General features: G+C 73.1%; 12 protein-coding genes. 11 read left to right on the plus strand and 1 reads right to left on the minus strand.

Annotation, left to right across the window (positions count from 1 at the left end; genetic code table 11):
- Positions 1 to 14 precede the first annotated feature (14 nt).
- The 10 genes from J8N05_RS36650 (at position 15) to J8N05_RS36695 (ending at position 13016) form a co-directional block, all read left to right on the plus strand.
- On the plus strand, positions 15 to 1043 hold the full coding sequence (locus tag J8N05_RS36650; RefSeq protein ID WP_210890868.1) for a DMT family transporter: 1029 nt from the start codon (positions 15 to 17) through the stop codon (positions 1041 to 1043).
- A gap of 518 nt (positions 1044 to 1561) precedes the next feature.
- Positions 1562 to 2398: a cupin domain-containing protein gene (locus tag J8N05_RS36655; RefSeq protein ID WP_210890870.1), complete on the plus strand. Its 837-nt coding sequence runs from the start codon at positions 1562 to 1564 to the stop codon at positions 2396 to 2398.
- 7 nt (positions 2399 to 2405) lie between these two features.
- A complete protein-coding gene (gene asnB, locus J8N05_RS36660) occupies positions 2406 to 4268 on the plus strand; it encodes an asparagine synthase (glutamine-hydrolyzing) (RefSeq protein ID WP_210890872.1) in 1863 nt (620 codons plus the stop codon).
- Positions 4265 to 5299, plus strand: coding sequence for a PrpF domain-containing protein (locus J8N05_RS36665; RefSeq protein WP_247706834.1), 1035 nt, complete (start codon positions 4265 to 4267; stop codon positions 5297 to 5299). The genes asnB and J8N05_RS36665 overlap by 4 nt, the downstream gene beginning before the upstream one ends.
- Before the next feature lie 122 nt (positions 5300 to 5421).
- Positions 5422 to 6507: an acyl-CoA dehydrogenase family protein gene (locus J8N05_RS36670; RefSeq protein WP_247706993.1), complete on the plus strand. Its 1086-nt coding sequence runs from the start codon at positions 5422 to 5424 to the stop codon at positions 6505 to 6507.
- On the plus strand, positions 6504 to 7934 hold the full coding sequence (locus tag J8N05_RS36675; protein ID WP_210894059.1) for a dihydroorotase: 1431 nt from the start codon (positions 6504 to 6506) through the stop codon (positions 7932 to 7934). Before J8N05_RS36670 ends, J8N05_RS36675 begins: the two co-directional genes overlap by 4 nt.
- A complete protein-coding gene (locus tag J8N05_RS36680) occupies positions 7931 to 8515 on the plus strand; it encodes a flavin reductase family protein (protein ID WP_247706835.1) in 585 nt (194 codons plus the stop codon). The genes J8N05_RS36675 and J8N05_RS36680 overlap by 4 nt, the downstream gene beginning before the upstream one ends.
- Positions 8516 to 8719: 204 nt before the next feature.
- Positions 8720 to 10189 (plus strand): hypothetical protein, encoded by a 1470-nt coding sequence (locus J8N05_RS36685; protein ID WP_210890876.1) that lies wholly within the window; start codon positions 8720 to 8722, stop codon positions 10187 to 10189.
- 152 nt (positions 10190 to 10341) lie between these two features.
- Positions 10342 to 11604: an AAA family ATPase gene (locus tag J8N05_RS36690; RefSeq protein ID WP_210890878.1), complete on the plus strand. Its 1263-nt coding sequence runs from the start codon at positions 10342 to 10344 to the stop codon at positions 11602 to 11604.
- A gap of 167 nt (positions 11605 to 11771) precedes the next feature.
- Positions 11772 to 13016, plus strand: a complete 1245-nt coding sequence (locus J8N05_RS36695; RefSeq protein ID WP_210894062.1) for a vWA domain-containing protein — start codon at positions 11772 to 11774, stop codon at positions 13014 to 13016.
- On the opposite strand, the gene J8N05_RS36700 is transcribed toward J8N05_RS36695, so the two are convergent.
- Positions 13003 to 14127 carry a Glu/Leu/Phe/Val dehydrogenase family protein gene (locus J8N05_RS36700; protein WP_210890880.1) on the minus strand — a complete coding sequence of 375 codons (1125 nt, stop codon included), beginning with the start codon at positions 14125 to 14127 and terminating at the stop codon, positions 13003 to 13005. The two genes, J8N05_RS36695 and J8N05_RS36700, sit on opposite strands and share 14 nt — an antisense overlap.
- A 79-nt stretch (positions 14128 to 14206) precedes the next feature.
- Between J8N05_RS36700 and J8N05_RS36705 the strand changes: the two genes are divergently transcribed.
- Positions 14207 to 14671, plus strand: a complete 465-nt coding sequence (locus J8N05_RS36705; protein WP_210890882.1) for an Lrp/AsnC family transcriptional regulator — start codon at positions 14207 to 14209, stop codon at positions 14669 to 14671.
- Positions 14672 to 14678 lie beyond the last annotated feature (7 nt).

Raw genomic sequence — 14678 nt, forward strand, 5'->3', positions numbered from 1 at the left:
TCAGGAGTCATCACATGCATCCCGTCAACTGGGCCCGCTTCGGCCTGCTCGCCGCCCTGTGGGGGTGCAGCTTCGCCTTCATCAAGGTGTCGCTGGACGCCTTCGCCCCGCTCCAACTCGCCTTCGGGCGGCTGCTCGTGGGCGCCCTCGTCGTCGGCCTGATCCTCGCCGTGACCAAGGGCTCCTTCCCCGACCGCGCGGTCTGGGGACACATCGCCGTCGCCTCGGTGTTCGGCAACGTCGTGCCGTTCACCCTCTTCGCCGTCGGCGAGCAGCACACCACCGCGACCATCGCGGGTGTCATCCAGGGCGCCACACCGCTGGTCACGCTCGGTCTCGCCGCCGCGGCCATCCGCACGGAGAAGCCCACGGCCCGCAAGGTGACCGGTCTCGTGATCGGCTTCGTCGGGCTGGTCGTCGTGGTCGGACCGTGGCGCACCGACGGATTCGGGTCCATCGGCGGCCAACTCGCCTGTGTCGGGGCGGCGGTCAGTTACGCGATCAGCTTCGTCTACCTCCGCCGGTTCGTCTCCCCGTACAAGATCCCGGCGCTCGCCGTGACCGCCGCGCAGCTCACCTCCGCGATGGTCATCACCGGTCTGATCACCACCTTTAGCATCGGCTGGGACCTGCCGGGCGAGCTGACGGCCGGCCCGCTGCTGTCCCTCCTGGTCCTCGGCGGCGCCTCCACCGGTATCGCCTTCGTCCTGATGAACCGGCTCATCGCGGACGCGGGACCGACCACGGCCTCCGGCGTCAACTACCTGGTCCCGGTGTTCTCCGTGATCGTCGGCGCGGCGGCCCTCGGCGAGTCCGTCACCTGGAACGTGCCGGTGGGCGGCGCGGTGGTCATCGCGGCGCTGGCTCTCGCGGAGGGGCGGCTGCCGCTGCCCGCTTCACGGCGCACGGCCGAGCCGCCGGCCGCCGCCGCTCCGGTCCCGCCCGTTCCCGACCCGGCCGAGCCGACCCGGCCGACCGACCAGGTCGACCGGGCCGACCGCACCGACCGGGCCCAGCCCGCGGTCGCCCAAGAGGCCTGCTGACCGGACCTGTTCGGGCCCGCCCGGACCCGTTTGCGGCCTCTCCAGGCAACTCCGCACAGCAGCACGCCGCACGGCGCGCCCCCTGCTCAGGGGCGCGCCGTGCGGCGTTCGCGTGTGGCCGGCTGCTCGATGCCAGCTGCCCGCTGCCCGCTGCCCGCGTGTCCCCACCCCGAGGGCCGGCGCCCGGGTTCGTGGGGCGAGCCGCGCCGTTCCCCACACCCCTCAAGGCAAACGATCGCGCCGTTCCCCGCGCCCCTTACGGGGCGCACCCCCCGGTTCCCGCGCCCGCTCCGTGCGCCGGGAGCGACGCGGGACACGACCGGGAACCCGCCGCGCGAACCTGCAGGAGGAAGAGAAAAGGAGCCACAGCAGCCCCTCCGGACTCTGTGGCCCCACCCACTCACCTCTCCCGTGTCTCTCGTCCCTCTCATCTCTCCCGTCCCACCTCCGATTCCCCCACCGCACCAGCGGGCCGACGCCACCGCACCGGCCTTCGTACACAGGAAGCAGCCACCGGAATGCCCCCATCCACCGCACCCGCACCCACTCCGGCCACCGCCCTCGGTGACGCCCGCATCATCACCGCGGCCGAGTTCGATTTCCGCCCCGTCGCCGGCGCCGAATCCGGCGCCCGCACCACGGTCGCCACCCCCGTCAGCCCGGCCGCGGGCGCCACCCATGTCACCCTCCACGTCGTGCGGATAGCCGCCGGCGAGTCGTACTCCCCCGAGCGCAGCACGGCCGAGGAGAACACCGTCGTGGTCTTCTCGGGGACGGGCACCGCGGCCGTCGGCGATCTCACCGCACCCGTCGAGCGCGGATCCGCCGCCTACGCCCCCACCGGCCGCGCCCTCACCCTCACCGCGGACGACAGGGGTCTGACCGCCTACGTGTGGCGGACCCCGCTCGCGGACGCCCCCGTCGGGAGCGAGCCGGTCCTGCACTCCTCCCTGTGGGACGAGACCACCCAGCTGCGCGGCTTCGGCGGCACCGGACAGGTCGACGCGGCAGAGCGCCGCGCCACCATGAACTTCGTCTTCTGGCCCGGCAACGGCAGCAGCCGGCTGTGTCTGCACTGCGGCATCCAGCAGCCCGGCGAGACCTTCAACGTCCATCTCCACCCCGACAGCGACGAGGCGTTCATCGCCTTCGAGGGCGTCGGCCAGATGTATCTGCGCGACCGCTGGATCGACGTGAGCGCGGGTGACGTCCTGTACGCCTCGCCCGGAGTGCTGCACGGCGCCCGCAACCCGCACACAGGTCCCACCGCCCGCCGCTTCGTGACCTGCGGCGGGCCCAGCCCCTTCGACCCGGCGCTCTACTCCGCCGCCGGCTACTCCTCACAGGTCAGGTGAACGCAGCGTGTGCCGCATATACGGAACCTTCAACGTCCATTCCGACGAGGCCGAACTGCGCCGCGTCGCCGACCTGATGCACCACGGCGGTCCCGACGCCCAGGGTGTCGCGCACCGGCCCGACTGGGCCCTGGGCAACAACCGTCTGTCGATCATGGACCCCGAGGGGGGCGCCCAGCCCTACCACCTCGGCCGGGTCACCGTGGTCTTCAACGGTGAGATCTACAACCACGGCGAGCTGCGTTCGCGTCTGGCCGGCCTCGGCTTCCACTTCGACGACCTGTGCGACGGCTCGATCCTGCCCGCGCTGTACATCACCTACGGGGACCGGTTCGCCGAGCACCTGGACGGCATGTACTCGGTGGCGGTCATGGACCTGCGGGAGACCCCCCGCATGGTGCTGGCCACCGACGACTCGGGCATGAAGCCGCTCTACTACCACTGGGACCGTGCCGCCGGCCGCTTCCACTTCGCCTCCGAACTGCCCGCGCTGCTGGGCTTCGCCGGGGTGAAGGCCGAGGAGGACGAGGCAGGTCTCGACGCCTACCTCACCTCCAAGACGCCGTTCGGCAACCGCACCATGTTCCGCGGGGTGGAGGTGTTCCCGCCGGCCGCCACCGTCCTCCTCAGCCACCGGGACGGACTGCGGATCAAGCAGCGCCCGATGGCCCACGAGCGGGGACTGCGCCCCGACAAGGACCGCACCCTCGCCGAGGCGGGCGACCAGCTGCGCGACCTGCTGTCCAGGGAGGTGTCGCGGCTCCTGATCGCGGACGCCCCCGTCGCCGCGGTCACCTCCGGCGGGCTCGACTCCAGCCTCGTCACCGCGCTCGCCGCACAGGCGCTGCGGGACGGCGGCGGCACCGGCAGCCTGCACACCTTCAACATCGCCTACACCGGCACCTGGCCCAGCGACGAACGCGCCTACGCCGCCGAGGTCGCCCGCGCCGCGGGCACCACCCACCACCAGGTCGAGGTCGATCCGGCCACCTTCCCGGACCTCATGACCGACGTCGTCCGCCATCTGGGGCAGCCCAACGCCGACCCCATCACCCTGTCCACCTTCTCCCTCTTCCGTGCGGTCCGCGACGCCGGCTTCAAGGTCGCCCTCACCGGCGACGCGGCCGACGAACTGTTCAGCGGCTACTCCCGGATGACCCAGGCGGTCGCCGCACACCACGGTTCGAGCTGGATCGACGGCTACCTCGACCATCTCGCCGCCGTCCCGCGGGCCCTGCGCGAGAGCCTGTACACCGACGAGTACGCCTTCGCCGTGAACGCGGTCGGTCCCGCCCTGCCGCCCGGCATCCGGCGGATCCTGCACAGCAGCCCCGGCACCCGGCTGCAGCGCATCGGCGCGGTGGAGCAGCGCTACCGGCTCCCCGCCTACCACCTGCGGCGCGTCGACCATCTGTCGATGGCGAGCTCGGTGGAGGTGCGGCTGCCGTTCACCCAGCCGTCGGTCGTGCGCTTCGCCTCCACCCTCACCGACGAGCAGCGGCTCGTACCGGGTCTGGGGGTGAAGCGGGCCCTGTACCAGGCCGCGCAGGGGCTGATCCCGCGCAGTGTGCTGGAACGGCCCAAGCAGCCCTTCACCCTCCCGGTCACCGCGATGCTCACGCCCGGCCAGCGGCTGTGGACCCTCGCCCGTGACGTCCTGTCGCCCCACACCCTGCGCGCCGACGGCCGGATCCGCCCCGAGCGGGTCGACGCCCTCTTCGACGAGCAGGCCACCCGCCCCAGCGACGCCGTCTCCCTGGCCCTGTGGTCCCTGATGTCGCACCAGCTGTGGCGCCAGGAGTTCTTCGCCACGGCCAAGGCCCCGGTCACGCTCCACACCCCGGTACGAGTCCTCCAGGAGGCGGCGTGACTGTCAGCCTCGCCCGTGCGCACGGCACCCCCTGCCCCACCGCCGTGATGGACGCGCGCACCCTGCCCGACTCGGAACCCGAACTCCTCGCCCGGCTCTCCGAGTTACGGTCGGCACTGGCCGACCAGGGAGCCTCGGACGTCCTGAAGAACGCCCTCGTGCAGCCCTCCCGGCATCCCCTGTTCGACCTGGACTACCGCTTCGTCCAGTCGATGCCGGACAGTTTCGACAGCTTCGACCTGCGCGGCTCCTGCGGCCACTCCATCCTGGCGGCGGTCGAGGCGGCGGCCCGTACCGGCATGATCCAGCCCCTCGTGGCCGGCTGCCGGGTCCGGGTCAACGTCCTCAACAACGGCGACAACGTGGTGTGCGAGGCGGAGGAGACCGACGACGGGGGCACCCGTTTCACGGCCCACTTCCTCTGCTCGCCGCCACGGCCGGTGAACGACCTCCTGATCACCGGCGAACCCGTCACCGGCATCCCCTTCGAGGGGCGTACGGTTCCGGTCTCGCTGGTCTCCATGGGCAATCCGTATCTCTTCGTGCACGCCGCCGAACTCGGCGCCCACACGGTCGAGGACCTCTTCGCCGACGACCTCGTGCTCTTCGACCGGATGACCAGGCTGCGCCTGGCGGTCTGCCGGACGCTGGGCTGGGACACCACCGGCGCCTTCCCCAAGGTGGCCGCGCTGCTCCCGGACGGTCCGGGCGCCCTCGCGGTGCGCGCCATCTCCGTACCGTCCTGGCATCCGACGGTGGCGCTCACCGGGGCCACCTGCCTCGCGGCGGGTGCCGCCGTGGAGGGCACGATCCCCTACCTGCTGTCCGGTGTCTCGGACCAGCCGGACAGCGATCTGCTCTCCCTGCGCACACCGGGCGCCACGGTCCGCGCCTCGGCCCGTATCGCGGGCGGCCCCGGCGACCGCCGGCTCGCCTGGATCTCCGTCGCGGAGAAGCAGGTCGACTACGCCGGCCTCTTCCTGCCCGCCCCCACCTCCGAGGAGTTGTCATGGCTTCCGCTGACAGCCTGACCGTGCCCGAAGCCCGGACACTGACCGGGACCGACGTGCCGCTTCCCGCACCGGCCGACGACCTGCCCGCAGGACCGTCCACCGGTCCGTCCGCCGGACCGTCCACGGGTCTGACCGAGGCGATGCGTGAGCGTCTCGCGGCCGCCGCCCGCGACGCCGACGCGAGCGGCGAACCCGACCGGCCCGCGCTGGCCCTGCTCCGCGAGACCGGACTGCTCGGACTGGCACTGCCGTACGAGTACGGCGGCACCGGAGCCGACGCGCACGGCCTCAACTCGGCGGTCGCACAGGTGGCGCAGGTCAACGCCTCCGCCTCGATCATGCTGTTCCAGCACTACGCGGTCAGCAGGCGCATCCTCGAACACGGCAGCCCGGCCCTGCGGCGCCGGCTGCTGCCCCAACTCGCCCGCGGCGACTGGCTCGCCGCCTCCGCCTGGAGCGAGACGGGGGCGGGCGCCAACAAGAAGCAGCTGTCCACCGTCGCCCGCCGCACGCCCGACGGGGGCTGGGTCCTGGACGGCGCCAAGTCCTTCACCACCAGCGCGGGGCTCGCCGACATCTACCTGGTGCTGGCGCAGACCGAGGAGCCCGAGCCGGACGCCGCTCCGGACACCGGCTACGGCTCCGCCGGCCAGACGTTCTTCCTGATACCGGCGGACACACCGGGTCTGGAACCCGACACCTCGATGCGGCTGACCGGCATGCGCGGTTCGGCGACCGGTTTCGTCTCCGTGCACGACTGCCACGTGCCCGACACCGCCCGGCTCGGCCCGGTCGGCGCCGCCGCCTCGATCATCGCCGGGGTCCGCGACAGCGGCGCCACGCTCGGCGCCGTGTCCGTCGGCCTGGCCGAGGCTGCCCTCGAACTCGCCCACCGGCACGCCGAGAAGCGCGGGCTGCTGGCCCAACAGGCCGTCCGGCACCGGCTGGTGGACATCGCGGGCGAGGTCGAGACCGCCCGTGCGGTCGTCGAACGGGCCGGCCGTCGGACCGCCGACGACCCGGGGATCGCCACGCTCCACTCCAAGCTCGTCGCCTCCTCGGCGGCCGAGCGCGTCATCAACGCCGTCGAGCGGCTGCTGGGCTCGGCCGGCTATGTCGCCTCGAACGAGATCAACCGCTACGGCCGCGACGCCCGTGCCGTCGCCCTGATGGGACCGACCAACGACCTCTGCAAGGAACTGGTGAGTCTGACGTGGAACCGCTGAAGCCCCGATCCGCAGACCTCTCTCCCGGCACCGCTCCTTCCCCTCCCGTCGGCCCGCCCGCCGATCTGATCGTCGAAGGGGGCCGCCTCGTCACCCCGGACGGCGTCCGCGACGGAACGGTTCTCGTCCGGGACGGCCGGGTCGCGGCCCTGCTCGCGCCGGGCGAGCCGCTGCCGCCGGGACCGCGCCTCGACGCCCATGGCCGTTACGTGCTGCCGGGCCTGATCGACTCCCACGTCCACTTCCGCACACCCGGTCTGGAGTACAAGGAGGACTGGGAGCACGGCAGCCGGGCCGCCCTCGTCGGCGGTGTGACGACCGTGATGGACATGCCCAACACCCGTCCGCCGTCCCTGGACGAGAGCAGCATGCTCGCCAAGGCCGCGGTGATCCAGGGCACTTCATGGATCGACTACCGCTTCCACATGGGCGCCGACCCCGACCATCCCGAGCTGCTGGCGGAGCTGGACCCGCGGATAGCGAGTTCGGCGAAGGTGTTCATGGCAGGACATCACACGGCCCCCGTCGTGTTCCGCGACGGCGAGCAGCTGCGACGGGCCTTCGCCGCCGCCGCCCGCGGGGGTGTCCGGCTCGTCCTGCACGCCGAGGACCAGCACGTCTTCGACCTGCTCGACGCGAGTTCGGGCGCCCCGGACACGTACGGCGGGTACGAGCCGCACCGGCCGCGGTCCGGTGGGATCGTCGCGGTCGCCCATGTCGTGCGGCTGGTGCGCGAGTACGGCACGAAGACGCACATCCTGCATGTGTCGTCGGCGGAGGAGGCCGATCTGCTGTCGGCGGCGGCCTCCGAAGGGCTGCCGCTCACCTACGAGGTGACGGGCCATCACCTCTCGTTCACCCACGACGACACCACCCGGCGCGGTCCGCGGACCCGGCTCTCCCCCGCCATCCGCGAGTGCCGTGACCAGAAGCGGCTGTGGCAGGCCGTGCTGCGCGGCGAGGTCGCCACCCTGGGCAGCGACCACGCTCCGCACACCGTGGAGGAGAAGAACCGTCCACCGGCCGACGCGCCGCCCGGCCTGCCCGGCGTCCAGGAGCTGGCCACGGCCGTCTGGACCGGCCTGCGGACCCGGGACATCGCCCCGGACGAGGCGGCCTCGCACCTGGCCCGGCTCATGGGAGAGGGACCCGCCCGGCTCTTCGACCTGGTCGGCAAGGGCCGGCTCGAAGCCGGCGCGGACGCGGACCTGACCCTGCTCAACCCGTCCGACCGCTGGCAGTTCTCCGCGCACGACGTACAGGCGCTGTGCGGCTGGTCCGCGTACGAGGGCTGGACCTTCACCGGACGCTTCACGACCACGGTGAAGGGCGGCCATGTCGTCTGGGACATCCGGGACGGGTTCTCCGGGCGCCCCGAGGGCCGCTGGCTGCAGGGCTCGGCACGGCCTCTGGAGGTGGCCCGATGAGTTCGACACTGCTCGAATCCCAACTGCCCGCATCCCAGTCCCCGCCCGGCACGTCCTCGTCCGGCACGTCCTCGTCCACGACGCCCGCCCAGCCGGTCCAGGACCTCGCCGACGCCTTCCGCGCCGCGATGTCCGCCCTGGCCGCCCCCGTCACCCTCGTCACCTGCTACGACGACCTGGGCAGGCCGCGCGGTCTGACGGCCAGCGCCGTCAGCTCGCTGTCCCTCACCCCGCCGCTGTTCCTCGTCTGCCTCGACCGCAACTCCCGTACGCACGACACGCTGACGGGCGCCGAGGAGTTCGCCGTGCACCTCCTGGGACCGGGCGAGGAACATCTCGTCAAACGGTTCATGCGGCCGGCCGAGCACCGCTTCGACGGCGTGCCCCTGGCCGCGGACTCCCACCGGGCCCCCGTCATCCGGGACGCCTCCCTCACGCTCCACTGTGTCCGCCACGACGTCCTGGAAGGAGGCGACCACACGATCCTCGTAGGACGGGTGACCGCTGTGCGCGGTGAGCCCACGCACTCGGGCGGCCTGCTCTGGCACCGACGGGGCTTCGCCCACGCGCGACGCCCATGACCCGGACGGGGGCTGCCACCGCGACGCGGCCGGCAGCCCCGTCCGGGATCCGGCACGCCGGCACCTAGGCGCGCAGGACGGCACATGAAGAGGGCCCACAAAAAAAGAGGGAAGACAGATCGTCGTCGCCGTGCCTACCATGCGGGCGATGAACACCTTCTCCTTTTCCGGATTGGGGGAATCATTCGCGCAAGGTGAGTGCTGATGGCACCTCACTTCGCGAATGAGATTCCTTCCCACCTGCTGATGTGGCGGCGCGTACGTGAGTACGCCGTGCCACCGTCCATGATCGAGAGCGCGGCCGCACGACGTGCGGCCGGCGACTGGGCGGGGGCCTGCGCCGCCGCCCGTGTCCACGTCGATCTCGATCTGCGCGCCGTGCGCCGTCGCCACGGCACCCAAGTGGTCACCCGCCTCCGCGAGGACCTGCGCCGGCTGGCGCCGGAGCTGCTCCGCTGGCACATGCCCCGCATCGCCCCGGACGGCCGGCTCCGTCCCGGACTCACCCTCTCGCTCGCCCGCTACGGGAATGACGGCGGCACGCCGTCGCACCTGGTGGTACGGACCCCGCCGGCCTGGGCGGACGGCGGGCAGTGGATGTCCCTGGCGCTGTGGGAGGGACCGGGGAACGACACCCCCGGACACCGCCTCCACGGACACCACCCGCACCCACATCCCGAGCGGCGTTTCCGGCTCGATCTGCACCGGCATCTGTGGGACGCCGGGCGGAGCGGCGAGCTGACCGCCCGGTGCGCGGCCGGCGAGGCACCGCCCCACGATTCGCCCTGGGCGAAGGGGAGTTGGGCCGTCGAGGCCGAACTGCTGCTGCGGGCCGACGGGCTCTCCCGCGGGGCCTTCACCGTACGGCTCGGGGCCCGCAGGCGGAACGTACTCGAACTCGTCGCCCCCGACGACAGCCATGTCCCGACACTCCGGCCCCTGCCCGAAGGCGTGCTGCCGCCGCAGGAGGTCGCGGCGCTCCCGGTGCTGCCGGAAGCGGCGGCCCGGGTCCTGCCGGATCTGGAACTGCTGCGGACGGGACTCATCCCGCCCGGGCGCCTGCATCCGCTCGTCGCCACGGCGCTGGCGGGATACGGGTCGCCGCCGGTGGACGGACCGGTTCCCGAGCCCGGCGATCCGCATCGCGTGGAGTGCCGTGGCGAGACCCATCGGATCGCGCTGCGCGACGGAGTGCTGACCGCGGTCGACCACGACCCCGCCCAACTGCGCCGGGAGGAACTGCTCGTGGCGCTCGGCGGGCCCGCGCTGCCCTGTCTGCGGGCGATCGACTCGGTGCACCGGGATCCGGAGGCGCTGCCCGCGGTCCGGGAACGGCTCCGCCACGGCGATGTCACCGGGGCACTGGCCGTCGTCGAAGGCCTGCTCGGTCCTGACGCGGTCCTGCGCGACGGACCGCTCCGCGAGGAGCTGGAGCAGGCCGCGGCCCGCCATCTCGACCACGGGCTCTTCCGCTCGGGACTGGTCGCCGTGCATCCCGCCGCCGCCGGTGCGGCAGGGGGCGCGGACGGCTCAGACGGCGGGGGCGGTGCGGGTGACGCGGGCGCGGGACGGGTGAAGGCCGGTCACCGCCCCCGGCTCGACCGTTTCACGCCGCTTCCGCTGCGCAGCAAACTCGTCGGCCGGTCCCGGCCCCGCACCGGTCTGGCCTCCTGACCGGCGAGCCGCCGCAGCCCCCTCGACCATCAGTTCTAGCTCCTTGCTCCTTGCTCCCACCTCTTGTCGCGTTGTCGCGCCTTCCGCGCCGCACAGTCTCCAGCCGTCCGGGACAGACTCTGTCGTCCCCTCAGCCCCCTCAGGTGATGCCCATGACCAACAGCACCCTCCTGCCCGCCACGGACACCCGTCTCGCCGTCGCCGACGGCCTCCTGAACCTCCTGCGGACGACCACCACCGAGCCGCGCCCCGACGAGCAGCTCGAAGCGCTCACCCTGGCCGTGGCGGCCGACCTGCCCGTGCTGCTCTGGGGCGAGCCGGGTATCGGCAAGACCGCGGCCCTGACCCAGCTCGCCGCCTCGCTCGATCTGCCGCTGACGACCGTGATCGCCAGCGTCCATGAGCCGTCCGACTTCTCGGGGCTGCCCATCGTGGGCGAGGACCCCGCGACGCAGGGCGTGCCGATGGCACCGCCGCAATGGGCCGTGGAGCTGGTACGGGCCGGTCGCGGCCTCCTCTTCCTGGACGAACTCTCCACCGCCACCCCGGCCGTGCAGGCCGCTCTGCTCCGGGTCGTCCTGGAGCGGCGGGTCGGCGCGCTCCGACTGCCGCCGGGCGTAAGGATCGTGGCCGCCGCCAATCCGCGCGCTTCCGCGGCGGACGGGTGGGAGCTGAGCCCGCCGCTGGCCAACCGGTTCGTGCATCTGTACTGGGTGCACGACCAGGAGGTGGTGGTGCGCGGACTCGGCGGTGTCTGGCCGAGGGCCGTACTGCCGCGCCTCGACCCGGCGTTGCTGCCGGAGGCGGTGGCCTTCTCGCGGCGCGTGGTCTGCGGATTCCTGACCGCGCGGCCGACGCTGATCCACCGGCTGCCGAGCACCGAGACACGGCGCGGCGGTGCGTGGCCCTCGCCCCGGAGCTGGGACGCCGCGCTGACCCTGCTGGCCTTCGGCACGGCGGCCTCGGTCTCCCGCGAGGTGCTGGCCCTGCTCGTACGGGGTGCGGTGGGCGACGGGCCCGGACTCGAACTCCTCGCCCATCTGGACCGGATGGACCTGCCGGACCCGGAGACACTGCTCGCCGATCCGGCCGCCGCCGAGCTGCCGGAGCGGGGCGATCTGCGGCAGGCCGCGCTGGAGGCGGTGGTGGCGGCCGTCGGAGCGCGGCCGGAACGGGAGCGCTGGGAGGCGGGCTGGGCGGTGCTGGTGCGGGCGCTGGAGACCGGCACCGCGGATCTGCTGGTCGCCCCGGCGACTGCGCTGGCCGCGGTGCGGCGCGACGACTGGGAGGTGCCGGCGACGATGGACCGGCTGGCCGGGGTGGTGGGTCTCGCCCGGCAGGCGGACCGGTCGGTGGAGCGGGTCGCGGCAGCTGCCGCGGCGGCCGAGCGCGCGGCGGCGGGAACACGCCGATGACGGGGACCCCGAGAACCCCGAAGCAGCGGACTCCGAACCCGCGGGCGCCGCAGCCCCGGCCGCGTCCGATGCCCCGGCCCGCGCCACCGCGTCCGGTGCGGGCGACCGTGCCGAAGCCGCCGGCCGGCTCCGGTGCGGCGGCCCGAGCGACCGGACTCCCCCTGGACATGGAGAAGTTGCTGGCCGCCCGGCTGCACGCGGTGAAGGTGCGCCCCTATCTCGCCGGTGCGCTCTTCGCCCTGCATGTGGTGGAGGACCGGTCGGTGCCGACGATGGCGGTGGACGCGCACTGGCGCTGCTACGTCTCCCCCGGGTTCGTGGCCCGCACGCCGATGGAGGAGCTGGCGGGTGTGTGGGTGCACGAGGTCTCCCATCTGCTCCGGGACCACCACGGCAGGGGCGAGCGGTACGCGCGGCAGCACGAGGAGTTCGGACCGGGCGAGCGAAGCGGGACGGGGGTCCCCCCGGCCGAAGGCTGGGGGAGGCTGCGCCGGAACATCGCCGCGGACTTCGAGATCAACGACGACATCTACGGCGACGGTCTGCCGCGGCCCGCCGGAGCGGTGCTTCCGTCCCTGTTGCGGCTGCCGGACGGGCTGTTGATGGAGGAGTACCTGCGGACGGCGTCGATGTCCGGTCTCGCCGCCGACCTGGCCTGGCTGGACTGCGGCAGCGGCGCCGACGGACAGGACAGGCCGTGGGAGCTGGGTCCGGACGGGGCGCACGGGCTGAGCAGGCACCAGCAGGACGCGGTCCGCTTCCGGGTCGCGGAGGGGATCAAGGGCCGGCCGGGCGAGGCGCCGGAGGGCTGGCGCCGATGGGCCGACGAGGCGTTCCAAGCGCCGCAGCCGTGGCGGCAGTTGCTGGGTGCGGCGGTGCGGTCGGCGGCGGGTGCGCCGGGCGCGGGCGAGAACCACAGCTACCGGCGCCCGTCCCGGCGCTCGGCGAGTGTGCCCAAAGTGGTGCTGCCGAGCCTGCGCCGTACGCCGCCCGGCGTCTGCGTCGTGATCGACACCTCCGGGTCGGTGAGCGACGCCGAACTGGGCAGCGCGCTGCTGGAGGTGGCGGCGATCTCGCGGGCGGTGGGCGGTCGGCGCGACCTGGTATCGGTGATCTCGTGCGACGCGGCGGCCGGGGTCGCCGTGCCGCTCTGCCGCGCGGAGAACATCGAGCTGGTCGGTGGCGGGGGCACGGATCTGCGCTCCGGTTTCGCCCGGGCACTGCGTTCCCGGCCGCGCCCCGACGTGATCGTCGCCCTCACGGACGGCCAGACGCCCTGGCCCTCCGCGCCGCCGCCCTGCCGTACGGTCGTCGGGCTCTTCCCGCGCCCCGCCCGCGCGGCGGACGAGGAGGACCCCGACTACGTACCGGACACTCCGCCGTCCTGGGCGCGTGTCGTCACGATCGGCTGAGGAGCCGGGTCCGGGCAGTCGCCGCCTCTGCCTCTGCATCGGCCTCTACTTCTGCGGCTGCCGCTGCCGGGGAGCCGGCCGCGGTGAGGCGGCGCTCGGCCAGTTGCCGGGCCGCCCTCATCGGGGTGACGCCACTCGTGCGCGCGAGGCCAAGGAGGTGCCCGACGGTGTCGCCGATGCCCTCGACCCGCTCCAGGGCGGCCTCGTGGGCGTAGCCCTCCGATTCCCGGCTGAGCGTGTAGGCGACCCCTCCGGCGCCCGCCACATAGTCCGGCACCCAGACGATGCCGCGCTCCGCGAGGGTGTCGGCGACCGACTCGTCGGCGAGCTGGTTGTTGGCCGGTCCGACGACCAGCGGCGCGGTGAGCCGGGGAACACTCGCCTCGTCGAACACCCCGCCCACGGCGGCCGGGACGAGGATGTCGGCCGGTGCCGACAGGGCCCGGCCGGGCTCGACCCAGCCGTACCCGCTCGCCAGCGCGGCCTCCTTGCGGGAGGGGTCCACGTCCGACACCACGACGTGCGCCCCTTCCGCGGCCAGGCCGGCGGCGACCCGGCTGCCGACCGACCCGAACCCGCTGACGACCACCTCCTTGCCGGTGCAGGAGGCGTCGCCGAAGACATGCCGGGCGCCGGCCCGCAGAGCGGCCAGGACACCGATGGCGGTGGGCCCGCCGGAGTCCCCGGTGCCGCCGTGCTCCTCGGGCGCGCAGTACGCGTACGGGGAGAAGCGCCGCAGGACCACCATGTCCTCGGGGCCGGTGCCGATGTCGGGGCCGGTGCGGTAGGAGCCGTCGAAGGAGGCGATCAGCTCACCCAGGTCCTCCAGCGCGGCCTCCCGCAGATCCGGGGTGACGTCGGTGTCCCGGTCCAGGGCGATCACGCTCTTGCCGCCCCCGAAGTCCAGGCCGGCCACCGCCGACTTGTACGTCATCGCCTCCGACAGGCGCAGCGCGTCGGTCAGTCCATCCTGCCAGGTGTCGTAGCGGCGCATCCGGCAGCCGCCGGCCGCCGGCCCCAGCACGCGGGAGTGGACGGCGACGATCAGCGGCAGGCCGGAGCGGCGTCCGCGACGGACGACGACCTCTTCATGTGCGAATGCTCGACTCATGACGCCGAAGCTAGGCTGATGCGCGGACCACCGGGGATTGCACCGAATCAAATTCGGTGTACGGGCAGGGGAGGAAGCCGTGGACGAACTTGATTCGGCGATCGTGCGCGAACTGCAGGCCGACGGTCGGCAGTCGAACCGCGCCCTCGCGGGAAAGCTCGGCATCGCCCCCTCGACCTGTCTGGAACGCACGAGGCTCCTGCAACGGCGCGGCATCATCCAGGGCTACCGGGCGGAGGTCTCCTTCAAGGCTCTCAACCGCTCGGTCCAGGCGATGGTGTTCACCCAGGTACGCCCGCTGCGCCGGGACGTCGTCACCGCGTTCGAGCAGTCGGTGACCCGGCTGCCCGAGGTCGTCTCCGTGTACACGATGGCCGGGAGCGACGACTTCCTGGTCCATGTCACGGCGCAGGACATCGACCACCTGCACGCCTTTCTCCTGGACCAGTTCACCAACCGCCGCGAGATCGTCGCCTTCCGCACCTCGATCATCTACCAGCATCTGACCAACCCGGTCCTCGGCCCGCTGCCGCCCGCGGAGTAGGAGCGCA

Origin of the sequence: Streptomyces liliiviolaceus, assembly GCF_018070025.1 — a bacterium.
In the GTDB taxonomy this organism is placed as follows: domain Bacteria; phylum Actinomycetota; class Actinomycetes; order Streptomycetales; family Streptomycetaceae; genus Streptomyces; species Streptomyces liliiviolaceus.